General features: G+C 74.4%; 26 protein-coding genes and 1 riboswitch. Of the genes, 3 read left to right on the forward strand and 23 right to left on the reverse strand.

Features of this window, described 5'->3' with window-relative positions; genetic code table 11:
- Positions 1-37: 37 nt before the first annotated feature.
- On the forward strand, positions 38-883 hold the full coding sequence (locus KSE_RS06805; protein WP_014134550.1) for a DMT family transporter: 846 nt from the start codon (positions 38-40) through the stop codon (positions 881-883).
- A gap of 20 nt (positions 884-903) precedes the next feature.
- Here the strand turns inward: KSE_RS06805 and nicT are convergent, their stop codons facing one another.
- From nicT to KSE_RS06830, 5 genes are all read right to left on the reverse strand, one after another.
- The gene (nicT, locus tag KSE_RS06810) at positions 904-2,025 is read right to left on the reverse strand and encodes a Nickel transporter NicT (RefSeq protein WP_014134551.1); all 1,122 of its coding nucleotides are present in this window, start codon (positions 2,023-2,025) and stop codon (positions 904-906) included.
- A gap of 30 nt (positions 2,026-2,055) precedes the next feature.
- A riboswitch (cobalamin riboswitch) is annotated at positions 2,056-2,266 on the reverse strand.
- 83 nt (positions 2,267-2,349) lie between these two features.
- Positions 2,350-3,042 (reverse strand): DUF6445 family protein, encoded by a 693-nt coding sequence (locus KSE_RS06815; RefSeq protein WP_014134552.1) that lies wholly within the window; start codon positions 3,040-3,042, stop codon positions 2,350-2,352.
- Between the two features lie 85 nt (positions 3,043-3,127).
- Positions 3,128-3,934, reverse strand: a complete 807-nt coding sequence (locus tag KSE_RS06820) for an Fpg/Nei family DNA glycosylase (RefSeq protein WP_014134553.1) — start codon at positions 3,932-3,934, stop codon at positions 3,128-3,130.
- A gap of 71 nt (positions 3,935-4,005) precedes the next feature.
- Positions 4,006-4,290 carry a DUF6924 domain-containing protein gene (locus KSE_RS06825; RefSeq protein ID WP_014134554.1) on the reverse strand — a complete coding sequence of 95 codons (285 nt, stop codon included), beginning with the start codon at positions 4,288-4,290 and terminating at the stop codon, positions 4,006-4,008.
- Between the two features lie 9 nt (positions 4,291-4,299).
- A complete protein-coding gene (locus tag KSE_RS06830; RefSeq protein WP_014134555.1) occupies positions 4,300-4,866 on the reverse strand; it encodes a helix-turn-helix domain-containing protein in 567 nt (188 codons plus the stop codon).
- 92 nt (positions 4,867-4,958) lie between these two features.
- On the opposite strand from KSE_RS06830, the gene KSE_RS06835 reads away from it, so the two are divergent.
- Positions 4,959-5,861, forward strand: a complete 903-nt coding sequence (locus tag KSE_RS06835; RefSeq protein WP_014134556.1) for an SDR family oxidoreductase — start codon at positions 4,959-4,961, stop codon at positions 5,859-5,861.
- 52 nt (positions 5,862-5,913) lie between these two features.
- Here KSE_RS06835 and KSE_RS06840 read toward each other — a convergent pair whose 3' ends face one another.
- The 14 genes from KSE_RS06840 to KSE_RS06905 form a co-directional block, all read right to left on the reverse strand.
- Positions 5,914-6,780, reverse strand: a complete 867-nt coding sequence (locus tag KSE_RS06840) for an AAA family ATPase (protein ID WP_231873136.1) — start codon at positions 6,778-6,780, stop codon at positions 5,914-5,916.
- A gap of 74 nt (positions 6,781-6,854) precedes the next feature.
- Entirely contained in the window at positions 6,855-7,298 is a 444-nt protein-coding gene (gene aroQ, locus KSE_RS06845) for a type II 3-dehydroquinate dehydratase (protein ID WP_014134558.1), read from the reverse strand.
- Positions 7,295-8,389: a 3-dehydroquinate synthase gene (gene aroB / locus KSE_RS06850; protein WP_014134559.1), complete on the reverse strand. Its 1,095-nt coding sequence runs from the start codon at positions 8,387-8,389 to the stop codon at positions 7,295-7,297. The genes aroQ and aroB overlap by 4 nt, the downstream gene beginning before the upstream one ends.
- Positions 8,382-8,912: a shikimate kinase gene (locus tag KSE_RS06855; protein WP_014134560.1), complete on the reverse strand. Its 531-nt coding sequence runs from the start codon at positions 8,910-8,912 to the stop codon at positions 8,382-8,384. Before KSE_RS06855 ends, aroB begins: the two co-directional genes overlap by 8 nt.
- Positions 8,909-10,093, reverse strand: a complete 1,185-nt coding sequence (gene aroC / locus KSE_RS06860) for a chorismate synthase (protein ID WP_106437608.1) — start codon at positions 10,091-10,093, stop codon at positions 8,909-8,911. Before aroC ends, KSE_RS06855 begins: the two co-directional genes overlap by 4 nt.
- 183 nt (positions 10,094-10,276) lie before the next feature.
- Positions 10,277-11,104, reverse strand: coding sequence for a shikimate dehydrogenase (locus tag KSE_RS06865; RefSeq protein WP_014134562.1), 828 nt, complete (start codon positions 11,102-11,104; stop codon positions 10,277-10,279).
- Positions 11,101-11,607, reverse strand: coding sequence for a GNAT family N-acetyltransferase (locus KSE_RS06870; RefSeq protein WP_014134563.1), 507 nt, complete (start codon positions 11,605-11,607; stop codon positions 11,101-11,103). Before KSE_RS06870 ends, KSE_RS06865 begins: the two co-directional genes overlap by 4 nt.
- Positions 11,604-12,458 carry an ABC transporter ATP-binding protein gene (locus tag KSE_RS06875; protein WP_033258157.1) on the reverse strand — a complete coding sequence of 285 codons (855 nt, stop codon included), beginning with the start codon at positions 12,456-12,458 and terminating at the stop codon, positions 11,604-11,606. Before KSE_RS06875 ends, KSE_RS06870 begins: the two co-directional genes overlap by 4 nt.
- Positions 12,459-12,536: 78 nt before the next feature.
- Positions 12,537-14,366: an endolytic transglycosylase MltG gene (gene mltG / locus KSE_RS06880; RefSeq protein WP_014134565.1), complete on the reverse strand. Its 1,830-nt coding sequence runs from the start codon at positions 14,364-14,366 to the stop codon at positions 12,537-12,539.
- Between the two features lie 117 nt (positions 14,367-14,483).
- Positions 14,484-15,677, reverse strand: a complete 1,194-nt coding sequence (gene mltG, locus KSE_RS06885) for an endolytic transglycosylase MltG (RefSeq protein WP_014134566.1) — start codon at positions 15,675-15,677, stop codon at positions 14,484-14,486.
- Positions 15,678-15,768: 91 nt separating this feature from the next.
- The gene (ruvX, locus tag KSE_RS06890; RefSeq protein ID WP_014134567.1) at positions 15,769-16,242 is read right to left on the reverse strand and encodes a Holliday junction resolvase RuvX; all 474 of its coding nucleotides are present in this window, start codon (positions 16,240-16,242) and stop codon (positions 15,769-15,771) included.
- An 11-nt stretch (positions 16,243-16,253) separates the two neighbouring features.
- The gene (gene alaS, locus KSE_RS06895) at positions 16,254-18,920 is read right to left on the reverse strand and encodes an alanine--tRNA ligase (RefSeq protein WP_014134568.1); all 2,667 of its coding nucleotides are present in this window, start codon (positions 18,918-18,920) and stop codon (positions 16,254-16,256) included.
- Complete coding sequence (locus tag KSE_RS43580; protein ID WP_014134569.1) at positions 18,920-19,360, reverse strand: hypothetical protein; 441 nt, start codon at positions 19,358-19,360, stop codon at positions 18,920-18,922. The genes alaS and KSE_RS43580 overlap by 1 nt, the downstream gene beginning before the upstream one ends.
- 5 nt (positions 19,361-19,365) lie before the next feature.
- A complete protein-coding gene (locus tag KSE_RS06905) occupies positions 19,366-19,845 on the reverse strand; it encodes a DUF948 domain-containing protein (protein WP_014134570.1) in 480 nt (159 codons plus the stop codon).
- A gap of 299 nt (positions 19,846-20,144) precedes the next feature.
- On the opposite strand from KSE_RS06905, the gene KSE_RS06910 reads away from it, so the two are divergent.
- On the forward strand, positions 20,145-22,310 hold the full coding sequence (locus tag KSE_RS06910) for an ATP-binding protein (protein WP_014134571.1): 2,166 nt from the start codon (positions 20,145-20,147) through the stop codon (positions 22,308-22,310).
- On the opposite strand, the gene rpsD is transcribed toward KSE_RS06910, so the two are convergent.
- From rpsD to ppk2, 4 genes are all read right to left on the reverse strand, one after another.
- Positions 22,298-22,912, reverse strand: coding sequence for a 30S ribosomal protein S4 (rpsD, locus tag KSE_RS06915; RefSeq protein WP_014134572.1), 615 nt, complete (start codon positions 22,910-22,912; stop codon positions 22,298-22,300). The two genes, KSE_RS06910 and rpsD, sit on opposite strands and share 13 nt — an antisense overlap.
- A gap of 319 nt (positions 22,913-23,231) precedes the next feature.
- Positions 23,232-24,581 (reverse strand): replication-associated recombination protein A, encoded by a 1,350-nt coding sequence (locus KSE_RS06920; protein WP_014134573.1) that lies wholly within the window; start codon positions 24,579-24,581, stop codon positions 23,232-23,234.
- A 44-nt stretch (positions 24,582-24,625) separates the two neighbouring features.
- A complete protein-coding gene (locus tag KSE_RS06925) occupies positions 24,626-25,246 on the reverse strand; it encodes an L-threonylcarbamoyladenylate synthase (protein WP_014134574.1) in 621 nt (206 codons plus the stop codon).
- A gap of 9 nt (positions 25,247-25,255) precedes the next feature.
- A complete protein-coding gene (ppk2, locus tag KSE_RS06930; protein WP_014134575.1) occupies positions 25,256-26,053 on the reverse strand; it encodes a polyphosphate kinase 2 in 798 nt (265 codons plus the stop codon).
- Positions 26,054-26,226 lie beyond the last annotated feature (173 nt).

Raw genomic sequence — 26,226 nt, forward strand, 5'->3', positions numbered from 1 at the left:
CCCCTCCCGCCCTCCCCCACGCCCTGCCCGCCGCCTCATGAGCGCCGCGTTCGCGCTGCTCGCCAGCCTGCTCTGGGGCGTCGCCGACTACGGCGGCGGGGCGATCACCCGGCGGCTGCCCGCGCTGACCGTGGTGGTGCTCTCGCAGGCGGCGGCCGCCGCGGTGCTCGCGGTGGCGGTGACCGCGAGCGGCGGCTGGGCCGGGGCCGGGCCGGCCCTCTGGTACGCGGTGGCGGCGGGCGCGATCGGCCCGTTCGCGCTGCTGGCGTTCTACCGGGCGCTGGCGCTCGGGCCGATGGGCGTGGTCTCGCCGCTGGCCACCGTCGGCGTGCTGGTGCCGATCGGGGTCGGCCTGTTCCTCGGCGAACGGCCGGGCCCCGTCCAGGCGTCGGGCATCGCGGTGGCGGTCGCCGGGGTCGCCCTGGCGGGCGGCCCGCAGCGCGGCGGGCCCGCGGTCGGCGGGCGGGTGCTGGCGCTCACGCTGGGCGCGGCGTTCGCCTTCGGCGCGGTGCTGGCGCTGGTCGCGCACGCCGGCGCGGGCGGCGCACTGCTGCTGACGCTGTGCGTGCAGCGGCTGACCAACACCGCGGTCGGCGCCGGGCTGCTGGCCGCCGCGGCCCGCCGGCAGCCGCTCGAACTGCGGGCGGGCCTGCGCGAGTTGCCCGCGCTGACCGCCGTCGGGGTGGCCGACGTGGCCGCGAACGGCCTGTACGCGGCCGCCTCCTACCTGGGTCCGGTGGCGGTCGCGGCCGTGCTGGCCTCGCTCTACCCGGTGGTCACCGCGCTGATGGCGCGCGGCCTGCTGAAGGAGCGGCTGCTGCGGGTGCAGGTGCTGGGCGCGGGCCTCGCGGTGGCCGGGACGCTGCTCCTGGCCACCGGTTGACCCGCCGTCAGAACCCGCCGTCAGGACGCCCCGGCGCCGGCCCCGGCGAACGCGCGGGAGCGCTTGGCGATCCGCCAGTAGCCGATCGCCGCGGCCCAGACCAGCACGAACAGGCCGACGATCACGAAGCCGACGTTGTCCAGGCTGAGTCCGGCGATCCAGCCGGTGACCGGGTCGGCCAGGTCGAACTTGTCGTGCAGCACGGCGACCAGCTCGATGGTGCCGATCACGAAGGCCACCGCGATCGACAGCCCGGTGATGGTCAGGTTGTAGTACACCTTGCGGACCGGGTTGGCGAACGCCCACTGGTAGGCGAAGTTCATGAACGTGCCGTCCAGCGTGTCGAACAGGCTCATCCCGGCGGCGAACAGCAGCGGCAGGCAGACCACCGCGTACCAGGGCAGGCCGGAGGCCGCGCCGGAGCCCGCCATCACCATCAGGGTGACCTCGGTGGCGGTGTCGAAGCCCAGGCCGAGCACCATCCCGACCGGGAACATCTGGCCGGGGCGGCTGATCGAGCGGGTGGCCCGGTTCAGCAGCCGGGCCAGCAGACCGCGCGCCGCCAGATGCCTCTCCAGCTCGGCCTCGTCGTACTCGCCGGCCCGCATCGCCCGGAACACCCGCCAGATGCCCAGCAGGGCGACCAGGTTGAGCGCTGCGATCAGGTAGAGGAAGGCGCCGGACGCGGTGGTGCCGATGGTGCCGAGCACCTGGTGGGTGGCGGAGTCCTCGTCCATCAGGGTGCCGGCCAGCGCCGCGCCGCCGGCCACCAGGGCGGCCATCAGCACCACCATCGAGGAGTGCCCGAGGGCGAACCAGAAGCCCACCGAGACCGGGCGGCGGCCGTCCGCCATCAGCTTGCGGGTGGTGTTGTCGATCACCGCGATGTGGTCGGCGTCGAAGGCGTGCCGCATGCCCAGGGTGTACGCGGTGACGCCGAGGCCGACGCCGAACACCTGGGTGCCGACGGCGTAGTGGTGCGGCGCGACCAGGAACAGCAGCGTCCCGAACGCCACCGCGTGCAGCACCAGGATCACCGCCATCAGCCCGGCCGTGCGCAGGGTGTCCTCGCGCCGCCAGCGGAAGGCGGGCAGGGGGGTCCCGGGTTCGTTCCCGGGCAGGGTCGACTCATGCGCGGTCATCCGCGTTCACGCTCCAGCACCTCGTGGATCACTTCGTGAGATGCCGTGGCCGGTCTCCTGGCTGACGGGGTGTTGCGCGCCGGCTCCCGGCCTTCCCGGCCGCGGGCGGCCAGTGGCACGGGGTGGGAGCCGACGACTCCCCGATCACAGTGGCGAGGGCCGCTCCGGACTCCCGCGCCGCACACTCTCGTGACGGACGCGGTGCACCGGCTTCCCGAACACCACGGCCCGCCCACCGTAGGCCCGGCCCGGGCCCGGCGGCAAGAGCGCACCGGGGCCCGGGTGGCGCAGATCACGCCTGGTCAGGAACGTGGTGACGGACTGTCAGGCCATCCAGAAGAAGACGCAGGTCATCCGCTTCTCCTCCAGCGTCGCGCCGTGGTACTCGGTCGCGGTGTGGATCAGGTTGGCGGTGTAGAGCAGCAGCCGGTTGTAGCGGTGCGGCACGGCCAGGTCCTCGGTGAACGAGTCCGGCGGGACGAAGCGGGTGCCCAGGGCGTCCACCAGGTTGTCGTGCGGGGCGACCACGCTGTTGCCGCCGAGCCGGCCGCCGGGGAAGCTCTGCCGGTGGAAGCTGGTGCCGCAGCGCTTGGGCACGGCCGGGTTGAGGTAGAGCACGGCGGCGTACCGGCAGAGCGAGCGCGAGTCGGTGTGCGGGCGCGGCTCGCACTCCCCCGCGCCGACCACCTGCACGCAGTTGTGGTTGAACGTGCCGCCCTCGGCCTGGTCCAGCGCCCAGATCCGCCCGGCCCCGGTCGCCGCCCGCACCAGCGCCTCGACGTGCGCCAGCTCGTCCGGTTCCAGCCCGGGCATCGCCCGCAGGCCGGGCCAGGACTCCGGCCGGTGCGGGTAGCCCTCGTCCCAGTCGGTGCGCGCCAGGTGCCTGGCCCGCACCGCGTCCGGGTCCGGGAGGACGTCGTCCAGCACCCAGTAGTCGCGTCCCCTGGTGGGCTTGCGGTACGGCAGGACCGGGAGCGCCGGGGTGGGGCGCGGGCCCTGGAACGGTTGCACGGGCATGGACCCGACAATAGGAGCGCCGTTCCGGAGCCCTCGCCCAAGGCGTGGTCAACCTTGCGTCAAGGCTTGACCCGCTGACGGGGCGTCACGCCCGCTGGCAGCGCGGGCACCAGAACAGGTTCCGGGCGGCCAGCTCCTCGGTGCGGACCGGGGTGCCGCAGACCAGGCAGGGCCGGTCGGACCGGCGGTAGACGTACACCTCGCCGCCGTGGTCGTCGACCCGGGGCGGGCGGCCCATCGCCTCGGGGGTGTGCTCGGGGCGGACGGTGTCGATCCGGCCGGCGGCGACGCCGTCGCGCATCAGGGCGGCCAGGTCGGCCCAGATCGCGTCCCACTCCGGGCGGGAGAGCGCGCGGCCGGGGCGGTGCGGGCTGATCCCGAGCCGGAACAGCACCTCGGCGCGGTAGACGTTGCCGACGCCCGCCAGCACCTTCTGGTCCAGCAGCAGGGCGGCGATCGTGCTGCCGCTGCGGGAGATCCGCCACCAGGCCGCGTCGCCCGCGTCGCCGGGGCGCAGCGGGTCGGGGCCCAGCCGGGCGTGGACGGCGGCCTTCTCGGCGGGGGTGAGCAGCTCGCAGGCGGTGGGGCCGCGCAGGTCGGCGTAGCCGGTGTCGCCCACCATCCGCAGCCGGACCTGCCCGACCGGTTCGGGCGGCTCGCCCGCCCCGAAGGCGTACGTGCCGTACAGGCCGAGGTGCACGTGCAGCCAGTGCTCGCCGAAGCCGAGGAACAGGTGCTTGCCGTGCGCCTGCGCCTCGTCCAGCACCCGCCCGTCGATCAGCGCGGCCCCCTCGGCGAACCGCCCCTGCGGGCTGGACGCCCGCACCGGGCGGCCGCCGAACAGTTCGTCGTGCTCCCCGGCCAGGCGGTGGATCACATGCCCCTCGGGCACCGGCGTCAACTCCTCGGTCGTGGTGGTCGGCGAGGGGTCCATTCTCCCAGGCCGGACGGACGGGCCCGGCCTCAGGCGCCCGGCCGGTACCGGCCCTCGGGGTCGCGGTGCGCGGCGGCGGCGAACTCCTCGAAGCCGAGGTTGCCGATCGACAGGTTGGCGTTGATCTCCTCGACGGCCGCCGCCGGGGCGCGGAACTCGGTGCCGTACGCGGTCTCCTGCTCGTACCACGCGGGCTCCGCGCAGTCCTCGGGGCGCAGCGTGGTGACGGCGAGCAGCGGGTGGCCGGGGCCGGCCAGCGCGGTGCGGTCGATCAGGGCGTCGTGCTCGCCGACGTCGGCGACGGGCGGGCGCACGGGGGCTCCTCAGAGGGTGGCGGCGGTGTCGCGCAGGGCGGTGAGTTCCTCGCGGGCCAGCGCGGCGAAGTCCAGGCCCGGGCGGTCGGTCCAGCGGGCCAGGGCGGCGCCCAGGGCGAGCAGGGTGAGCGCGGCGGTGAGGACGGCGGCCGGATCGGGGACGCCGCGCTCGCGCAGCGCGTCGGCCAGGGCGGTGGCGAGGGCCTCGCGCTTGAGGAGTTCGCGCTCGGTGAGCTCGGGGTTGGCGGCGACCACCTGTTGGCGCTCGCGGACGGTCGGGTACCGCTCGGCGGTGAACGCGTGCTCCCCGGCGGCGGCCAGCGCGGCCCCGGCGGCCTCCAGCGGCCCGGCCCCGGGCGGGGCGGCGGCGACCGCGCCGGCGAACAGCCGGGCCAGCGCGTCGCCGCCGGAGAGCACCTCGCGCTTGTCCGCGAAGTGCCGGAAGAAGGTGCTCTTGGCCAGGCCGGCCCGTTCGGCGATCTCGGCGACGGTGGTGCGGTCGTAGCCCTGGCGGACGAAGAGGTCGAGCGCGGCGCGCACCAGCCGCTCGCGGGCGTTCGGGTCCCATCTGGCCATGGTCCGGATTCTACGCGACGGGACTTGGTCGCGTCACCGGCCCCGGCGGGCTATGGTGACGGGACAAGGTCTCATCAACCGGAGGTCCACCCATGCGCGTCCTCGTCACCGGAGCCACCGGCCACCTCGGCTCCGCCCTCGTCCCCGACCTGCTCGCCGCCGGCCACCGCGTCACCGGCCTCGCCCGCTCCGACGCCTCCGCCGCCGCGCTCACCGCCCTCGGCGCGGACGTCCGGCGCGGCGACCTCGACGACCTCGACGGCCTGCGGGCCGCCGCCTCGGCCGCCGACGGCGTCGTCCACCTCGCCTTCAAGCACGAGGTGATGCTCGGCGGCGACTACGCGGGCGCCATGGCCGACGACCTGAAGGCCGTCCGGGCCCTGGTCGAAGCCCTCGCGGGCACCGGCAAGCCGCTGGTCGGCACCGGGGGCACCGCCGCGGGCGGCGCCCCCGGGCAGCCCGCCCTGGAGTCCCGGGTCGCCCCGGGCGCCCCGCGCACCGAAGCCGAACGGGCCCTGGTCGACGCGGCCGCCGACGGCGTGCGCAGCTCCGTCGTCCGGCTGCCCCCGGTCGTGCACAGCCCGCTCGACCGGCACGGCTTCGTCCCCATCCTGATCCGCACCGCCCGCGCGACCGGCGTCTCCGGCTACCTCGGCGACGGCGCCAACCACTGGCCCGCCGTCCACACCCGCGACGCCGCCCGGCTCTACCGCCTCGCCCTCGAACACGCCCCGGCCGGCACCCGCCTGCACGCCGTCGCCGACGAGGGCGTCCCCTTCCGCGCGATCGCCGAACGCGTCGGCACCCGCCTCGGCCTCCCCACCGCCCCCGTCGACGCCGCCCGGGCCGAGGAGCACTTCGGCTTCCTCGCCCGCGTCGTCCCGCTCGACCTGCCCGCCTCCGCCGCTGCCACCCGCGCCCTCCTGGACTGGCACCCGACCCACCCGGGCCTGCTCGACGACCTCGCCCAGGACCACTACTTCACCGAGGACTGACCGCACCCCGGGCGGCGGGACCCACGCGCCCCGCCCGCCCCGCGGCGCGACCTCAGCGCGCCTGCAGCCGGCTCATGACCGCCCGGTCCAGCGCCGCCGCCGTCTCCGGCACGCTCAGGTTGGAGTTGTCGATGATCGGGAGGCCCGAGGTGCGCCAGCCGGCCATCCGGCCGTGGATGCGGGCGACCTCGTCGTCGGAGAGGCGGCGGTTGCCGGAGCGTTCGGCGTTGCGGGTGAGGACCCGGTCGAGGCCGGGGAGCAGGACGACGGGGATCATGCCGGGGCCGATGTGGCGCTTCCAGCCGCCGAGGCCGATCGCGGGGCGGTCGGGGAAGACGGCGTCGTCGATGATGCAGGAGATGCCGTTGGCGAGGTAGTTGCGGCAGGCGAAGCCGCAGGTGCGGCGGGCCAGCCGGTACTGGGCCTCGGAGGCGGTGTTCCAGCCGGACTGCGGGTTGGCGAAGCCGGCCTGGACCCACTCGCGGACGTCGTCGAGGCTGATGTGCGCGGTGGGGGTAGGACGGCGCTCGGCCCAGTACCGGGCGACGGTGGTCTTGCCGGCGCCGGCCGGGCCGATCAGCAGGACGGCGAGCGGGCCGAGCGGCGGCGGGCCCGGGAAGCCGGGCTGCGGGGCCGGGAACGCGGGTTGCGGGGGCGGCGCGGCGGGGAGTTGGACGGTTCCTCCGGCGGGGAGCAGGAAGTGGCCGGTGCCGCCGGGGGCGACCGGTCCGACGGCCTTCAGCGGGACGGTCGGCCGGTCCGTCCTGGGGGCGGTCGGCCCGAGCGTCGGGATCGCCTGGGTGCCGCCGTGGTAAGGCGGTTGAGGGCCCGTCGGCGGCGGGCCCGCGGGCTGCGGGGACGCGGCCGGCCGGGGCGGCACCTGGCCCCCCGCGTGCTGGTTCTGCGCGTACTGGCTCACCGTCACCTCCCTGCGCCGAATGTACACGTCGGCCCGGTGGCGGGCACAAGTCCGCCACCGGGCCGGGGCACCGCTCAGCGGGCGGTGAGCTGCTCGGCGAGGGCGCGCAGCGCGAGTTCGTACGAGCCGAGGCCGAAGCCGGCGATGGTGCCGGAGGCGACGGCGGCGATGACCGAGGTGTGCCGGAAGGTCTCGCGGGTGTACGGGTTGGAGATGTGCACCTCGACCAGCGGCGCGGTGCGCTGCGCCGCGGCGTCCCGCATCGCGTACGAGTAGTGCGTGAACGCGCCGGGGTTGATCACCACGGGGGTCTTGGCGTCGGCCGCCTCGTGCAGCCAACCGACCATCTCCGCCTCGGAGTTGGTCTCCCGCACCTCGACGTCGAGGCCGAGTTCGGCGCCGAGCTGGGCGCACCGCGCGACCAGTCCGGCGTACGAGGTGGAGCCGTACACGTCGGGCTCGCGGGAGCCCAGCCGGCCCAGGTTGGGGCCGTTCAGGACGAGGACGCGGGTGCTCATCCGGAGACCTCCCCGTAGGCGGCGACCAGCACGGACGGGTCGGGGCCCTCCAGGATGGAGGTCTTGGCCAGGCCGTCCAGGACGACGAAGCGCAGCAGGTCGCCGCGCGACTTCTTGTCGATCTTCATGGCGTCGAGCAGCTTCGGCCAGGCGTCCGCCCGGTAGGTCAGCGGCAGGCCGACGGAGGCCAGCACGGCGCGGTGCCGGTCGGCCGTGGCGTCGTCCAACCGCCCGGCGAGGCGGCCGAGTTCGGCGGCGAACACCATGCCGATGGAGATCGCCGCGCCGTGCCGCCACTTGTAGCGCTCGTTGCGCTCGATGGCGTGGCCCAGGGTGTGGCCGTAGTTGAGGATCTCGCGGCGGCCGGACTCCTTGAGGTCGCCGGAGACCACGTCGGCCTTGACCTGGATGGCGCGCCGGATCAGCTCCAGGGTGTGCGGGCCGGCCGGGCTGGTGGCGGCCTCCGGGTCGGCCTCGATCAGGTCGAGGATGACCGGGTCGGCGATGAAGCCGGCCTTGATCACCTCGGCCAGGCCGGAGACGTAGTCGTGCTTGCCGAGCGTCTCCAGGGTGCCGAGGTCGGCCAGCACGCCCGCGGGCGGGTGGAAGGCGCCGACCATGTTCTTGCCCTCGGCGATGTTGATGCCGGTCTTGCCGCCGACGGCCGCGTCGACCATGCCGAGCAGCGTGGTGGGCACCGAGATCCAGCGCACCCCGCGCAGCCAGGTGGCGGCGACGAAGCCCGCCAGGTCGGTGGTGGAGCCGCCGCCGAGGCCGACCACCACGTCGCTGCGGGTGAAGCCGGTCTGGCCGAGCACCGACCAGCAGTACGCGGCGACCTCGGCGCTCTTGGCGTCCTCGGCGTTCGGCACCTGGAGCGCGATCGCCTCGTAGCCCTGCGCGGCGAGGTCCTCGCGGATCGCCTCGCCGGTGGCCTCCAGCGCCTCCGGATGGATGATCGCGACCCGCTTGGCCTTCGGGCCGATCAGCGGGGCGAGTTCGCCGAGCAGCTGCTGCCCGATCAGCACCTCGTAGGGGGCGTGGCCGTCGCTGCCGGCCACCTGGATCCTGACGATGTCGGTGTCAGACACGGGGGTTCCTCCACTCCAGTGCTTCGAGTACGGCGTCGGCGACCTGTTCGGGGGTGCGGCCCTCGGTGTCGACCACGGCGGTGGCGACCTCCAGGTAGAGCGGGCGGCGGGCCTCCATCAGCTCGCGCCAGCGGGCCCTGGGGTTGACGGCGAGCAGCGGGCGGGGGGCGTCCAGGCCGACCCGCTTGACCGCGTCGCCGAGCGCGACCTCCAGGAAGACCACGGGCAGCGGGCCGAGCAGCGCCCGGGTCTCCTCGGCCAGCACGGCGCCGCCGCCGAGCGCGAGCACGCCGGGGTGGCCGGTGGCGGCGGCCCGGACGGCGTCCCGCTCCAGCTGCCGGAAGTGCGGCTCGCCCTCGTCGACGAAGATCTCCGGGATCGGCTTGCCGGCGGCCCGCTCGATGTCGGTGTCGGTGTCCCGGAACGGCAGGCCGAGGCGTTCGGCGAGGACCCGCCCGACGGTGGACTTGCCACTGCCGGGCGGGCCGACCAGCACCACCGCGGGCGTGGCCGGTGTGCTCATCGGACGATCAGGTTGTCGAGGTACGACTGCACGTTGCGGCGGGTCTCGGAGACGTTGTCGCCGCCGAACTTCTCCGCCACCGCGTCCGCCAGCACGAGCGCGACCATCGCCTCGGCGACGATGCCCGCCGCCGGGACGGCGCACACGTCGGAGCGCTGGTGGTGCGCCTTGGCGGGCTCGCCGGTGCGCACGTCCAGGGTCTGCAGGGCGCGCGGGACGGTCGCGATCGGCTTCATCGCGGCCCGCACCCGCAGCAGCTCGCCGGTGGACAGGCCGCCCTCGGTGCCGCCGGAGCGGCCGGAGGTGCGCTTGACGCCCTCGGGGGTCGGGACGATCTCGTCGTGCGCCTGCGAGCCGGGGACGCGGGCCAGCTCGAAGCCGTCGCCGACCTCGACGCCCTTGATCGCCTGGATGCCCATCAGCGCGGCCGCGAGCCGGGCGTCCAGGCGGCGGTCCCAGTGCACGTGCGAGCCCAGGCCGACCGGCACGCCGTACGCCAGCACCTCGACGACGCCGCCCAGGGTGTCGCCGTCCTTGTGGGCCTGGTCGATCTCGGCGACCATCGCCTTGGACGCGTCGGCGTCCAGGCAGCGCACCGGGTCCTCGTCCAGCCGGGCCTCGTCGGCGGGCAGCGGCAGCACGCCGGCCGGGGCCTTGGCGGCGGCCAGCTCGACCACGTGGCTGACGATCTCGATGCCGCAGGTCTCCTTGAGGTAGGAGCGGGCGACCGCGCCGAGCGCCACCCGGGCCGCGGTCTCCCGGGCGCTGGCGCGCTCCAGGATCGGCCGGGCCTCGTCGATCGAGTACTTCTGCATGCCCGCCAGGTCGGCGTGGCCCGGGCGCGGCCGGGTCAGCGCCTCGTTGCGGGCCAGCCCGGCCAGCACCTCGGGGTCGACCGGGTCGGCCGACATGACCTGCTCCCACTTCGGCCACTCGGTGTTGCCGACCATGATCGCGACCGGGGAGCCCATGGACTCGCCGTGCCGGACGCCGCCGAGGAAGGTCACCTCGTCCTGCTCGAACTTCATCCGCGCGCCGCGGCCGTAACCGAGCCGGCGGCGGGCCAGCGCGTCGGCCACCATGGCGGTGGTGACGGGCACCCCGGCCGGCAGGCCCTCCAGCGTCGCGACCAGAGCGGGGCCGTGCGACTCCCCCGCCGTGAGCCAGCGCAAGCTACCCACCGAAAGCTCCTTCGTCAGCGGCCCGCCGCGCTCCTGCGGCCGACCCGGCCTCGTCCTGCCCCCGGCCGCCGGGAAGCGGCGGGATGACTCCGATCTTTTCACGTCCCGCACGTGGTCGGGGCCACGGTCCGGGTACCGGACAACGTCCGTCAGGTCCGTGGACAACGCCCCCGCCCGGCCGCCTCAGCCGGCCAGCGCCGCCTCCCCGGCCGCCCGCATCGCGGCCAGCGGCCCGCGCGGGACGCCGGTGAACCGCTCGAACTGCAGCACCGCCTGGTGCACCAGCAGGTCGAGCCCGCCCAGCACGGTGCCGCCGCGCTCCAGGCAGGCGGCGGCCAGCGCGGTCGGCCACGGGTGGTAGAGCACGTCGAACAGCACGCCCGGCGCGGCGGTCAGCCCGGGCGCGAAGCCGTCGGTGGCGCCGACCGGCGTGGTGGAGACGGTCAGCGGCCCGGCCAGCGCGTCCGCGCCCGCCGCCCAGTCGGCGGTGCGCACCGGCACGCCGAGGCGCTCGCCCAGCGCCCGCATCTCGGCGGCCCGCTCGGGGCCGCGCACGTACGCGGTGACCTCGCCGTCGCAGATCTCGGCGAGCGCGGCCAGCGCGGAGGAGGCGGTGGCCCCGGCGCCCAGCACGGCCGCCGACTCGACCCGGTGGACGCCGCGCTCGCGCAGCGCGTTGACCAGCCCGGGCACGTCGGTGTTGTCGCCGTGCCGCCGCCCGTCGCGGTCGAGGACCACGGTGTTGACGGCGTCCACCGCGCGGGCGGTGTCGCTGACGGTGTCCAGCAGCGGGCGGATCGCCCGCTTGAGCGGCATGGTCAGCGAGAGCCCGGCCCACTCGGCGGGGTCGAGCCCGCCGACGAACCCGGCCAGCGCCGCCTCGTCGACCTCGTGCCGGCCGTACCGCCAGCCGGTCAGGCCGAGCGCGGCGTAGCCGGCCGTGTGCAGGGCCGGGGAGAGCGAGTGGGCGATCGGCGAGCCGAGCACGGCGGCCCGGTGCGGGGTGGTCACGAAGCGTCCTTTCCAGGGGCAGCGGGACGGGCGGGGCGGTACAGGTACACGTCGACCGGGTCCTCGGACTCCAGCGCGAAACCGTGCCGCTCGTACAGCCGCCGGGCGGGGCTGCCGTTCAGCACGTTCAGCCGGACGGCCAGGCCCGCGGCGTCGGCCCGGGCCAGCGCCGCGCGCAGCACGGCGGTGCCGAGGCCGCGGCCGTGCAGCGCCGGGTCGAGGTAGAAGTGCTCCAGCAGCAGGGTGCCGGGCCGCTCGTCGGGGGCGAGCGCCAGGCAGCCGACCGGCCCGGGCGCCTCGATCACCGAGGTGTGCTCGGGCCGGTACGCGTCGCGCAGCCGCTGCCGGACCCGGTGCGGGTCGTAGCGGCCGAGGCGTTCCAGGTCGGGGCGCAGCGCGGCGGCCCGCAGTTCGGCGAGCGGCTCCAGGTCGGCGGCGGTGGCGGGGCGCAGCGTCCAGGCGGGAACGGCGGCCGCCGGCCGCCCCGCCGGGGCGGTGCTCACTCGGCGCCCCGGCGGGTGCGGGCGGACCAGCGGCCCTCGCTGTGGGTGATCCGGATCGGGTGCCGGAAGCACGCGGAGACCAGTTCGGTGGTGAGCACCTCGGTGGCGGGCCCGGCGGCGGTGGTCAGGCCGTCGCGCAGCAGCAGGGCGTGGCTGGTGCTGCCGGGGAGCTCCTCCAGGTGGTGGGTGACCAGCACGGACGCCACCTCGGGGTAGCGGGCGCGCAGTTCGTCCAGGCTCTCCAGGAGCTGTTCGCGGGCGGTCAGGTCGAGTCCGGTGGCGGGCTCGTCGAGCAGCAGCAGCCGGGGTTCGGGCATCAGCGCGCGGGCGATCAGGACGCGGCCGCGCTCGCCCTGGGAGAGCGTGGTCCAGGCGTGCTCGGCCCGGTGGCCGATGCCCAGGGTGTGGATCAACTCCTCGGCGTGGTCGAGCTGTTCGGCGGTCGGCCGGTGCCAGAGGTCGGGTTCGATGGTCTGCGTGGTGCCGGTCAGCACGACCTGCCGCACGGTCAGCGGGGAGCGCAGCGGGTGCCGCGGGTTGACGTGCCCGAGGTGCGCGCGCAGCTCCCGGACGTCGACCCGGCCGAGCTGCCGCCCGAGCACCTTGACGGTGCCGGCGGTGGGGTGCTCGACGGCGCCGAGCAGCGACAGCAGGGTGCTCTTCCCGGCCCCGTTGGCCCCCAGCACGGCCCAGTGCTCGCCGGCCCGGACGGTCAGCGAGACGTCCCGCAGCAGGTACTGCCCGCCCCGCACCACGTCGACGCGGTCGGCCTCCAGCAGCGCGGGCTCGGGCGTCACGGCCTCCGGCGTCACGGGCTCGGACAGGGGCGGGGCGCTCTCCGTGGTCTCCATCCGGATCACGCTACCCGCCCCACCCGCTCCGCCCGCAAAGCGATATCGCCCACCGGACGCGGCCCGTCCGCGCCCCGGTCAGTTGGAGGAGCAGGTGACGTGCTTGGCGTCGTACTTGAGGTTCCGGCTGGCGCACCACTCCTGGGTGTTCTTGGCGTGCTCGGCGCCGGTCGACGCGAACTTGGTCTCCTGCGGCGAGGTCGCCAGCCAGAACACCCAGTCGCCGGCCGGCGGGTTGAGCACCGCCTCGATCGCCTCCTCGCCGGGGTTGCCGATCGGGGTCGGCGGCAGGCCCGGGTTGATGTACGAGTTGTACTTGTTCGAGGCGTCGTTGATCTCCTGGTCGGTGAGCTTGGTGCGGCCCAGCGAGTACTGCAGGGTGGTGTCCAGGCCCAGCTTGTGCTGGGTGACGGTGGTGGTGAGCCGGTTGGAGATGGCGCGGGCCATCTTGCCGAAGTCCTGCGAGTTGTTGCCCTCGGCCTGCAGGATGCTGGCCTCGGTCACCACCTCGTACGCGTTCTTCAGGCCGAGCTTCTGCGCCGCCTCCTCCAGCTTCAGGTCGCCGTACCGCTGCACGGCGTTGGCGACCATCTGCTTCAGCACCTCCTCGGGCTTCATGCCCTCGGCGACCGAGTACCGGGTCGGCCAGAGGAAGCCCTCGGGGTTGTTGTTGGCGTAGGCGGGCAGGCCGAGGCTGCCGACCTGCTCCTTGGCGACCTTCGCGGTGGTGCCGGGCGGGAGCTTGAGCTTGCCGTCGACCTTGGCGTAGACGTCGACGGCCTTCAGGCCCTCGGGGATGATCAGCGCGTTGCCGCCGTTGGACTCCACCAGCTCCACCAGCGCGGCCTCACCGGACATCTGGTGCTTCAGCGTGTAGACACCGGGCTGGATGCCGCGGCCCCGGGAGTCCTTCTCGTACGCGTTGGTGAACGCCTTGACGCTCTTCACCACGCCCGCGTCCACCAGCGTCCGGCCGATCGAGTCGCCGAGGGCGCCCTCCTTGACCGTGATGTTCACCGAGCCGGTGCCGGCGCCGCCGAAGTCCGGCGGCGGCCCGAAGTTCTTCTGGTAGAAGCCGTAGCCCCACCAGCCCGCGGCGCCCACGCCGCCGAGCAGCACCAGCGCGACCACCAGGCAGGCACCGCCGTTGCGGCGGCCCGACTTCTTGCCCTTCTCCTTGCGCTTGCGCTCGGCCTCCCGGGAGTCGTCCTGTTCGGAGAGGAACGAGCCGTGCTCCTCTTCCTCCTCCAGGTACTCCTCCTCGGCCCACTCCTCGGCCTCGTCCACCCGCTGGTCGGCCCGCTGCCCGCCACCGCCCGGGTTCTCCAGCGCGGCGGCCTCCGCCTCCCAGTCGATCCCGTCCGGCCCGGGCCCGCCCACCGGCTCCGGCTCCGGCTGCCGCACCTGCTGCGCCTGCGGCTGCTGCCCGGCCGGGAAGCCCTGCTGCGGCATGCCCTGCCGCGCCTGCGCCCCGGGCTGCTGGACGAACTGCTGCTGCCCGCCGAACGAACCGCCGTCCTGCTGCTGCGGGTAACCCTGCTGCGCCTGCATGCCCGGCTGCTGCGCGAACTGCTGCTGCCCGCCGTACGAACCGCCGTCCTGCTGCTGCGGGTAACCCTGCTGCGCCTGCATGCCCGGCTGCTGGACGAACTGCTGCTGCCCGCCGTACGAACCGCCGCCCTGCTGCTGCTGCGGGTAACCCTGCTGCGCCTGCATGCCCGGCTGCTGGACGAACTGCTGCTGCCCGCCGTACGAACCGCCGCCCTGCTGCTGCGGATAACCCTGCTGCTGGGGGTACTGCTGGCCGTAGTCCTGCTGCTGGCCGTACGGGCCCTGGGCCTGGGGCTGCTCGCCCGGGTACCACGGCTGGTCGCCCTGGGAGCCGTAGCGCCCGCTCTGATCAGTCATCGATCCCCTCACCGGGTGTGTCCAGGATGCCCGTCGAACCTGCGTGCCATTCGCATGGCACGTGGTGGGAGACGCTACCGTACCGCAGCGTAGCCAAGCGCCGGGACCGTCCGTGGTTCAGGGTGAGGGGGTGGCGGGGCCGCTGGGAGCGGTGGGGGCGTGCTGGGCTCGGTAGGCGTTGAACTCCTCGACGTTCTTGCGCTGCTGCTCGTCGCTGTCGGTGAAGCGGGTGTCGCCCGGCTGGACCGTGACGAAGTACAGCCAGTCACCGTCGGCGGGGTGGACGGCGGCGCGCAGCGCGTCGCGGCCGGGGTTGCCGATCGGGGTGGGCGGCAGGCCGGGGTGGGCGTAGGTGTTGAACGGCGAGTCGAGCCGGGTGTCGTCGTGGGTGGTGGTGAGGGTGGAGCGGCCGAGCGCGTAGTTGATGGTGGAGTCGAGCTGCAGCGGCATGTTCTTGGCGAGGCGGTTGTAGACGACCCGGGCGACCTTGGCCATGTCCTCGGGGTTGTCGGCCTCGGCCTGGGCGAGGCTGGCGACGGCCAGCAGGCCGTACGGGGAGACGCCGTTGGCCGCCGCGGCCTCGGCGACCGAGGGGTCGTCCAGGATGCCGCCGGCCTCCTTGACCATGTCCTTCAGCAGGGTCAGCGGGGTGCTGTCGCCGGTGACGGGGTAGGTCGCGGGGTAGAGGTAGCCCTCCAGGTGGCCGGCCGCGTCGGCGGGGAGGCCGAGGTCGGCGAGGTGCTGTTCGGCGGTGGTCTTGGCGGTGCCGGCCGCCAGGCCGAGCCGGGTGTCGATCGCGCCGAAGACCTGGCTGGAGCGCCAACCCTCGGGAATGGTCAGGGCGTTGGCGTTGGAGGGGTCGAGCAGCACGTTGAGCGCGGAGGCCGCCGACATCTTCTCCTTGAGGGTGTAGGTGCCGGGGTGGATCTGGTTGCCCGCCGGGCTCTTGGCGGCGGCGTCGGTGAACGCCCGGGTGGAGGCGACCACGTGCTTGGCCGTCAGCACCTTGCCGATCTGGGTGAGGCTGGCCCCCTGCGGGACCGAGACCTGCACCTGCCCGCTGCCGCCGCCCGCGTAGTCGGCGGCGGGCTGCCTGCCCTCGGGCCAGAGCACGACCAGCGCGAGCGCGGCCGACAGCGCCACGCCGAGCAGTCCGGCGACGCTCAGGCAGCACGCGGCGCGGGTGCGCACCTGCTCGGGGTCGGGCGGTTCGACGCCGTACGGGAGTCCGGGCGGGGCGCCCTCGGGCTCGACGACGGGGGCGCCGAGGTGGCCGGGGGTGAGTCCGGGCGCGCTGTACGGGTCGGTCACGGGGGCCCTTCCGGCGGCGGGCAAGGAGAGAGGGGCCCGTGCGGACGCGCGTCCGCACGGGCCCCTCTACCGGGAAGCTAACCCGCCCCGATCAGATGACCGGTTCGACACTCTCACCGGGCGCCCGACCGCTCACCCGTTCGGTCTCAAGGGCCGACTGCAGGATCACCACGGCGGCCGCCTGGTCGATCACCGAGCGGCCCTTCTTGGACGACCGGCCGGAGGCCCGCAGCCCGGCGGCGGCGGTGACCGTGGTCATCCGCTCGTCCACCAGCCGCACGCCGACGGGGTACAGCAGGCCGGCCAGCCGGCCCGCGTACTCGCGGACCTTGGCGGCGGCCGGGCCCTCCTTGCCGTTCAGCGAGCGCGGCAGGCCGACCACGACCTCGACCGCGTCGTACTCCTCGACGATCGCCTTCAGCCGGGCCTGCGAGCGGCCCCCGGCGGGGACGGTCTCCACCGGCGTGGCGATCAGCCCGTCGGGGTCGCAGACCGCGACCCCGATCCGGGCGTCGCCCACGTCGACGGCGATCCGCCGGCCGCGCCGGAAGACCTTCTCCTCCATGGGCTGCTCACTCACGCGCGCTCGGCCACCAGTGCCCGGACGGCCTCGATGGCGTCCGCGACGGCGGCCGGGTTCGTGCCGCCGCCCTGCGCGACGTCGTCCTTGCCGCCACCGCCGCCGCCGAGGGTCTTGGCCGCGGCGCGGACCAGCTCGCCGGCCTTGATGCCGCGGCCGCGGGCGTCCTCGTTGGTGGCGATCACGGTCAGCGGGCGGTCGTTCGCGACGGTGAACGCGGCGACCACGGCCGGGCGGGAGCCGAGCCGGGCCCGGACGTCCAGCACCAGCTTGCGCAGCTCGTCCGCGCCGGTGCCGTCCCCGACCCGGGCGGCGACCAGGGCCACGCCCCGGACGTCCTCGGCGCCCTCGGCGAGGCCCGCGGCGGCCTGCAGGACCTTCTCCGCGCGGAACCTCTCGATCTCCTTCTCGGCGTCCTTGAGCTTGGCGAGCATCCCGGAGATCTTCTCCGGCAGCTCCTCCGGGCGGCCCTTGACCAGCTCGGTCAGCTGGGCGACCACGGTGTGCTCGCGGGCCAGGAACTTGTACGCGTCGACGCCGACCAGCGCCTCGACCCGGCGCACGCCGGAGCCGATCGAGGACTCGCCGAGCAGCTTCACCAGGCCCAGCTGGGCGGTGTTGCCGACGTGCGTGCCGCCGCACAGCTCCTTGGAGAAGTCACCGATGGTGACCACGCGCACCGAGTCGCCGTACTTCTCGCCGAACATCGCGATGGCGCCCTGCTTGCGGGCCTCGTCCATCGTCATCACCTCGGCGGTGACGTCGAGTTCGCGGACCAGCACCTCGTTGATCTTCTGCTCGACGTCGGTCAGCACCGAGCCGGGGACGGCGGCGGGCGAGCCGAAGTCGAAGCGGAAGCGGCCCGGCGCGTTCTCCGAACCGGCCTGGGCGGCGGTCGGGCCGAGCGCGTCGCGCAGCGCCTGGTGGGTCAGGTGGGTGGCCGAGTGGGCGCGCGAGACGGCCCGGCGGCGGTCGGTGTCGATGGTGGCGTACGCGGACGCGCCGAGCACCACCTCGCCGAACAGCACCCCGCCGGAGTGCACGATCACGCCGGGCACCGGCTGCTGGACGTCCCGGACCTCCACGACCGCGCCGGAGTCGAGGCGGATCCGGCCGTGGTCGGCGAGCTGGCCGCCGCCCTCGGCGTAGAACGGGGTGCGGTCGAGGATCAGCTCGACCTCGTCGCCCTCGGTGGCCGCGGGCGACGGCACGCCGTCCACCAGCAGGCCGACCACGGTGGCCTCGCCCTCGGTGTGGGCGTAGCCGGTGAAGACGGAGGCGCCGGCCCGGTCGGCGACCTCGCGGTACGCGGCGACGTCGGCGTGGCCCGTCTTCTTCGCCTTGGCGTCGGCCTTGGCGCGGTCGCGCTGCTCCTGCATCAGGCGGCGGAAGCCGGCCTCGTCGACCTGGAGGCCCTGTTCCTCGGCCATCTCCAGGGTCAGGTCGATCGGGAAGCCGTAGGTGTCGTGCAGCTTGAACGCCTGCTCGCCGGAGAGCACCGCGCCGCCGGACTGCTTGGTCTCGGTGACCGCGGCGTCCAGCAGGCTGGTGCCGGAGCGCAGCGTCTGCAGGAAGGCGTTCTCCTCGGCGACGACGACCGTCTCGATCCGCTTGCGGTCGGTCTCCAGCTCCGGGTACTGCGGGGCCATCGCCTTGATCGAGATGTCGATCAGGTCCTTGGCGACCGGCTCGGTGGCGCCCAGCAGCCGCATGTTGCGGATCGCCCGGCGCAGGATGCGGCGCAGCACGTAGCCGCGGCCCTCGTTGCCGGGGGTGACGCCGTCGCCGACCAGCATCAGCGCGGTGCGGAAGTGGTCGGTGACCACGCGCAGCGAGACGTCCGACCGGTGGTCGGCGCCGTAGGTGTGGCCGGTGAGCTCGGCGGCGCGGTCGAGGATCATCCGCGAGGTGTCGATCTCGAAGAGGTTGTCGACGCCCTGCAGGACGGCGGCCAGGCGCTCCAGGCCGAGGCCGGTGTCGATGTTCTTGCTCGGCAGGTCGCCGAGGATCTCGAAGCCGTCCTTGCCGTCGCCGTGGCCGCGCTCGTACTGCATGAAGACCAGGTTCCAGATCTCCAGGTAGCGCTCGCCGTTGACCGCCGGGCCGCCCTCCTCGCCGTACGCGGGGCCGCGGTCGTAGTTGATCTCCGAGCACGGGCCGCACGGGCCGGGGACGCCCATCGACCAGAAGTTGTCCTTCATGCCCAGGCGCTGGATCCGCTCCGCGGGGACGCCGATCACCTCGCGCCAGATCCGCTCGGCCTCGTCGTCGTCCTGGTAGACGGTGATCCAGAGCCTCTCCGGCTCCAGGCCGTAGCCGCCGTCCGCCACCGGGCTGGTCAGCAGCTCCCAGGCGAACTTGATGGCGCCTTCCTTGAAGTAGTCGCCGAACGAGAAATTGCCGCACATCTGGAAGAACGAGCCGTGCCGGGTGGTCTTCCCGACCTCCTCGATGTCCAGGGTGCGCACGCACTTCTGCACGCTGGTGGCGCGCGAGAACTGCGGCTTGATCTCACCCAGGAAGTACGGCTTGAAGGGCACCATGCCGGCGTTGACCAGCAGCAGGGTGGGGTCGTCGGCGACCAGCGAGGCCGACGGGACGACGGTGTGGCCGCGCTCCTCGAAGAAGCGCAGCCAGCGGCGGCGGATCTCTGCCGACTCCATCAGTGGGGGTCCTTCCGATCGGTCGTGCGGCCCGGCAGCTCGCGCTGTCGGGGCTTGGCAACGATGGTCTGGGGGGTGGTGCGGCGCTCGGTGCGCGGGGACGGGGGCAGGGCGGCGGCCGGGGAGCCCGGGGCCGCCGAGATAGCTCGGACCCCGTCGTCGGCGGCGGCCGACCCGCCCAGGGCGCGGCGGCGCGGCGGCTCGACCACCGCGGTGCCGTCCAGGCCGAGGTCGGCGCGCAGCTCGCGCTCGCGCTCCTCCATCCCGGTCCGGACGTCCCGGGCGAAACGCTTGGCGGCGTCGCCGAACCGCAGGGCGCCGCGGGCCGCGGTGCCGGACAGCGAGTCCGGGGTGAGGCGGCGCACCGCCTCGTCGGCCTTGCTCATGGCCCAGACCGTGGCGCCCGCGCCGACGGCCATCCAGAAGATCCTGCGCACCATCGCCGTCAGCCCCTCACGGCCCGGCGGACCCGGGCCAGCAACCCGCCGCGCGGCGCCGTCGCGGCCCGCACCTCGGCCCGGATCATCCGGGCCAACTCCTCGCGCTCACCGGCCTGCTGGGGCACCCCGACCGGCCCGGCCTGCTGCCGGGCGACGGCCTTGCGCACGCCGTGGCTGAACGCCGCCATCTTCACCAGCGGCCCGCCCAGCGTCGCCGCCACGGTGGACGACAGCGCCTTCGCGTCGGCCGCCGCGTCCTGCACGTTGGCGGTGATCTCGTCGACCCGCTCCAGCTGCTCGTTCGCGCTGCGCACGGCGGCGTTCGCGTCCCGCAGCAGCGGCACGGCCTGCTCGGTGACGGCGGCGACCAGCCCGGTCGCCTCCCGCAGCACCTTCGACAGCCGCACCAGCACCACGGCGAGCAGGGTGACCAGGACCGCCCAGAAGACGGCGACCAGCAGCCCGGCCAGCTCTCCCACGGTCACCTTGACGCGCTCCCTCGCTGTCTTTGCGGAAATTGGACAACGTCCGCTGAAACCCTATCGCGCCGACGGCCCGTTCCCCGACCGGTATATCCGCCGGTCGACCCGTTCCGGGCCCGTCCCCGTCCCGCCGCCGCCCCGTCCGCGCCCCGCCGCCGTCCCGGTCGGACGCCCCGGAACCGCGCGTAACCTACCGTCAGGTCACCTCGTTGGGGGATTCGGCTCGCGCAGCGCGGGCCGACAGGCCGACGGGTCGCGGGTTTCCCGGCGGCCCGACGGGTTTCCTAGCGACGGGGGCGTCCATGGGCAGCACGTCGGCAGCGCCCGGGGGCCGCGGACCGCTGCCCGCCGAGGTGACCAGCTTCGTCGGCCGGGCCGCCGAACTCGACGCGCTGGCCGCGCTGGTGGGCCGGGCCCGGCTGGTCACGGTGACCGGCCCGGGCGGGGTGGGCAAGTCCCGGCTGGCGCTGCGGGCCGCCGCCCGGCTGGCCGGCGGCTTCCCGGACGGCGCGCACCTGGCCGAGGTCGGCCCGGTCCGCGACCCGCTGCTGCTCGGCCACGCCGTGCTGGAGGCGCTCCGGCTGACCGACCACACCGCCCGCCCGCCGCTGGACGTGCTGGTCGAGCAACTCGCCGACCGCGAGGCCCTGCTGGTGCTGGACGGCTGCGAGCACCTGGTCGACGCCTGCGCCGAGCTGGTGGACGCGCTGCTGCGCGCCGCGCCCGGCCTGCGGGTGCTCGCCACCTCCCGGCAGTCGCTGCGCGCCGCGGGCGAGCACCTGCTGCCGCTCGCCCCGCTGGCCGTCGAGCCGGCCGCCGGCCGGGGCGAGGCAGAGGCGGTGCTGCTGTTCGCCGACCGGGCGGCGGCGGTGCTGCCCGGCTTCCGGCTGGAGGGCCGGGTCCGGGACGGCGTGGCGCTGCTCTGCCGTCGGCTGGACGGCATCCCGCTGGCGGTCGAGCTGGCGGCGGGCCGGCTGCGGGCGCTCTCGGTCGAGCAGGTGGCCGCCCGGTTGGAGGACCGGTTCCGGTTGCTCACCGGCGGCGACCGGACGGCCCCGGCCCGGCACCAGACGCTGCGCACCGCGATCGGCTGGAGCCACGAACTCTGCACCATGCAGGAACGTTCCCTCTGGGCCCGGCTCGCGGTCTTCGCCGGCGGCTTCGACCTGGACGCCGCCGAGTACGTCTGCGCCGGCAACGGCCTGGACGCCGACGACGTGCTGGAACTCGTCGACTCGCTGGTCGACAAGTCCGTCCTGGAGCGGCTCGACGGCGAGGGCCCGGCCCGCTTCCGGATGCTCGACACGCTGCGCGAGTACGGCGCCGGCTGGCTGCGGACCGGCGACGACGAGCCCCGGCTGCGGCGCCGCCACCGCGACTGGTACCTGGGCGTCGCCGCCTGGGGCGAGGTCGAGTGGTTCGGCCCCCGGCAGCCCGAGACCGCCGAGCGCACCCGGCTCGCCCACCCCAACCTGCGCGCCGCGCTGGAGTTCTCGCTCGCCGAGCCCGGCGAGGAGCAGCAGGCCCTCGTGCTGGCCGGCACCCTCTGGTACTTCTGGGTCGGCACCGGCCACCTCGGCGAGGGCCGGCACTGGCTGGACCGGGCCCTGGCGCTCGCCCCCGAGCCCACCGACGCCCGGGCCAAGGCGCTCTGGGTCACCGGCTACCTGGCCACCCTCCAGGGCGACCTGGACCGGGCCCGCCCGGTCCTGGAGGAGTGCCGCCGGCAGGCCCTGGAGACCGGCGACGACCGGGCGCTGGCCTACGCCGTCCACCGGCAGGGCTGCGCGGCCCTGATCGGCGACGAGCCGGCCCGCGCCGCCGAGCTGTTCGAGGAGGCGCTGTGGCACTACGACGCGCTCGGCGAGCTCAACTCCAACGTCCTGATGGCCATGTTCGAACTGGCCCTGGCCCACCTCTTCCAGGGCGACGAGGCGAACGGCCGGGCCTGGATGGAGCGGGTCCGGGAGACCTGCGAGGAGCACGGCGAGCAGTGGGCGTACGGGTACTGCCTGTACGCGATGGCCTTCGCCCGGCGGCAGGCCGGCGACCTGGGCCGGGCCCGGGCCCTCGCCCGCGAGTCGATGCGGCTCAACCACCTGTTCCGCGACCTGCTGGGCATCGTGCTGGCGATGGACCTGCTGGCGCTGCTGGCCACCGAGGGCCCGCGCGCCGACCTGTTCGAGGCCCGGGTGCTGCAGGGCGCCGCGCACCGGCTCTGGCGGGCCGTCGGCACCCCGTTCTTCGGCTCCCGCTCGTTCAACGGCCCGCACCTGGAGTGCGAGCGGCGGGCCCGGGCCGGCCTGACCGAGGAGGAGCACGCGGCGGCCTTCCGGCTCGGCTCCCGGCTCGCCCTGGACGCCGCGGTCCGCCGCGCCCTGGAGGGCGGCCCGTCCCCCCGGGAACGGGAAACGCCCCCGCGGTCCGGAGACCGAGGGGGCGTTCCGCTCGCGGGTCAGCGCGAGTAGTACTCGACGACGAGCTGCTCGTCGCACACGACCGGGACCTCGCGGCGCTGCGGCGCGCGGTCCAGGCGGAAGGCCAGGGCCTTCAGGTTGACCTCGAGGTACTTCGGGGTCTGGCCCTCGCCGGCGTTGCCGCCCTCGCGAGCCACCTGGAAGGGGACCTTCTCCTTGGACTTTTCCTTGACCGTGACGACGTAGCCCGGCTTCAGCTGGAACGACGGCTTGTTGACCTTCGCGCCGTTGACCTCGATGTGGCCGTGCACGACCATCTGACGGGCCTGGTAGATGGTGCGGGCGATGCCCGAACGCAGGACCAGGGCGTCGAGGCGGACCTCCAGCAGGCCGACCAGGGCCTCGCCCGTCTTGCCCTCGATCTTCTTGGCGGCCTCGAAGGCACGCGCCATCTGCTTCTCGCTGAGGTCGTACTGCGCGCGCAGACGCTGCTTCTCGGTCAGACGGACCTTGTAGTCAGAGTTCTGCTTGCGGCCGCGGCCGTGCTGGCCGGGCGGGTACGGACGGGCCTCGAAGTACTTGACGGACTTCGGGGTCAGCGGAACGCCGAGGGCACGGGCGATCTTGACCTTGGGGCGCTTCTGGTTCGCCATGTTTCCTTTTCCTGTTCAGTTACGGCTGTCACCAGGTGTTGACGGAGGACGCTTCTCGCGGTCCGGAGAAAAACCGCCCGTTGCCGGACGGTCAGCCGCTCTCCGCGACCGGGCACTATGTGCTTGCACACGGGGGTCCGCCGACCGGTGAGGGTGGGGGGACGCCCGCGACACCGAAGGCCGGTGCGCGCCGCTCCTGGGGAACTCCCTTGCGGGAGAGCCCGGTTCGGTGCCCCGCTGGTGCGGCCGGTCGTTCCTCGCGGAACCCCGGGCCCGGGACACACCCCCCTACTATACGGGACCGTCCGACCCCCTCCGACTACTCCCCCTTGAGCCGGGCCCTGGTCCACTCCGCGATGTCCGCGTACCGGGCCTCGCCGCCGCGCCTGGTCGGCCGGTAGTACTCCTTGCCGTGCACCTCGTCCGGCGCGTACTGCTGGGCGGCGATGCCCTCCGGCAGGTCGTGCGGGTACTGGTAGCCCTTGCCGTGCCCGATCTTCTTCGCGCCGCCGTAGTGCGCGTCCCGCAGGTGCGCGGGCACCGCGCCGGCCAGGCCCTGCCGGACGTCCGCCAGGGCGGCGTCGATGGCCAGGTACGCGGCGTTCGACTTGGGCGCCAGGGCCAGCGCGATCGCGGCCTGGGAGAGGATGATCCGGGCCTCCGGGAAGCCGATCAGCGCGACCGCCTGGGCGGCGGCGACGGCGGTGGGCAGCGCGGTCGGGTCGGCCAGGCCGACGTCCTCGCTGGCGGAGATCATCAGGCGGCGGGCGATGAACCGCGGGTCCTCGCCCGCCTCGATCATCCGGGCCAGGTAGTGCAGGGTGGCGTCCACGTCGCTGCCGCGGATCGACTTGATCAGCGCGCTGGCCACGTCGTAGTGCTGGTCGCCGTCCCGGTCGTAGCGCACCGCGGCCTGGTTCACCGCGGTCTCGGTCGCCGCCAGGGTCAGCACCTTCTCGCCCTGCTCCAGCGCCGCCCCGGCCGCCGCCTCCAGCGTGGTCAGCGCCCGCCGGGCGTCGCCGCCGGCCAGCCGGACCAGGTGGTCCTCGGCCTCCGGGCTCAGCTCGACGCTGCCGCCCAGGCCCCGCTCGTCGGCGGTGGCCCGGCGCAGCAGGATCCGGACGTCCTCGTCGGTGAGCGACTCCAGGGTCAGCAGCAGGGAGCGCGACAGCAGCGGGGAGATGACCGAGAAGTACGGGTTCTCGGTGGTCGCGGCGATCAGGGTGACCCAGCGGTTCTCCACGGCGGGCAGCAGCGAGTCCTGCTGGGCCTTGGAGAAGCGGTGGATCTCGTCCAGGAACAGCACGGTCTCCCGGCCGCTCATCCCGACCGCGCGCCGGGCGCCGTCGATCACCGCCCGGACCTCCTTGACGCCGTGCGTGATCGCCGAGAGCTCGACGAACCGGCCCTCCACCGCCTGGCTGATCACGTGCGCCAGCGTGGTCTTGCCCGTTCCCGGCGGGCCCCACAGGATCACCGAGCTGGTCGCCGCCGGGCCCTTCGACCCGGCGACCAGCCGGCGCAGCGGCGAGCCGTCCTTCAACAGCTGCCGCTGCCCGGCCACCTCGTCCAGCGTCCGCGGCCGCATCCGCACCGCGAGCGGGGCGCGCCCCGGCTCGGTGCTCTGGCGTTCCTCGGCGGCGTGCGTGAAAAGGTCGGGCTCGTCCACGCCCCGAGCCTATGCGACGCCGCCGACAGCCCCGCTCCGCGGCCTTACTCGAAGCGCTCCGGGTCCCCCGCGCCGTACCGGACGATCTCGGCGGTGCCGTCCGAGAAGTCGACCACCGTGGTCGGCACCGTCCCGCAGTCGCCGGAGTCGACGACCGCGTCGAGGACGTGGTCGAGGCGCTCCTTGATCTCCCAGCCCTGGGTCATCGGCTCCTCCTCGCCGGGCAGCAGCAGGGTGCTGGAGACCAGCGGCTCGCCGAGCTCGGCGAGCAGCGCCCGGGTGACCGCGTGGTCGGGGATGCGGACGCCGACGGTCTTCTTCTTGGGGTGCAGCAGCCGGCGCGGCACCTCCTTGGTGGCGGGGAGGATGAAGGTGTAGCTGCCGGGGGTGGCGGCCTTGATCGCCCGGAAGACGTTGTTGTCGAGCTGGACGAACCTGCCCAGCTGGGCGAAGTCCTCGCACATCAGGGTGAAGTGGTGGCGCTCGTCGAGCTTGCGGATGGTGCGGATCCGGTCCAGCCCGTCCCGGTTGTCCAGTCGGCAGCCGAGCGCGAAGCAGGAGTCGGTGGGGTACGCGATGAGGGCGCCGTCCCGGATGCTCGCCACCACGGTGGAGACGGTGCGCGGCTGGGGCGTCTCGGGGTGCACGTCGAAGTACTTCGCCATTGCTCGACCCTACTGCCCGTGCTGCGCCAGCACGGCCGCGGCGTGGTCGAAGACGTACTTCTGGAGGTCGCGCGGGGGCCGCTGGTAGCCGCGCGGCTCGGGGCGGGGCGGCAGGGTGACGGCGGGCTTGACCACTTCGTGGTACGGGACGCTGGAGAGCAGGTGGGCGATCATGTTGATCCGGGCCCGGCGCTTGTCGTCGCTCTCGACCACGTTCCAGGGGGACTCGGGGATGTCGGTGTAGACGAACATCTCGTCCTTGGCCCGCGAGTAGTCCTCCCAGCGGGTGATGGACTCGACGTCCATCGGGGAGAGCTTCCACTGCCGCATCGGGTCGTCGAGCCGGTCGCGGAAGCGGCGCTCCTGCTCGACGTCGCTGACCGAGAACCAGTACTTGCGCAGCAGGATCCCGGCCTCGACCAGCATCCGCTCGAAGGTGGGGCACTGGTGCAGGAACTGCCAGTACTCCTCGTCGGTGCAGAAGCCCATCACCTTCTCGACGCCGGCCCGGTTGTACCAGGAGCGGTCGAACAGGACCATCTCGCCGGCCGCCGGCAGCTGCTCGGCGTAGCGCTGGAAGTACCACTGGCCGCGCTGGCGCTCGGTGGGCGCCGGGAGGGCGGCGATCCGGGCGATCCGGGGGTTGAGGTACTCGGTGACCCGCTTGATCGCGCCGCCCTTGCCGGCGGCGTCCCGGCCCTCGAAGACGATCACCATCCGGACGCCCTCGGTGCGGACCCACTCCTGGAGCTTGACCAGTTCGCGCTGGAGCCGGAGCAGTTCGTCCTCGTACGCCTTCTTGGGCATCCGCTTGCCGCCGGATCCCCGCTTGCCCGCCTTCGCACCCTTGGCCGCTGCCACTGCGTACCTCCGCTCACCGCGCCGATGACGATCCCCCAGGCTAAGCCGCGGCGGGCGTCCGCGCAGGTCGGGCGGGCCTCCCCGGACGGGCACCGACGGACCCCCGTGCCGCCGGTGCC

The organism is Kitasatospora setae KM-6054, from assembly GCF_000269985.1.
GTDB lineage: Bacteria > Actinomycetota > Actinomycetes > Streptomycetales > Streptomycetaceae > Kitasatospora > Kitasatospora setae.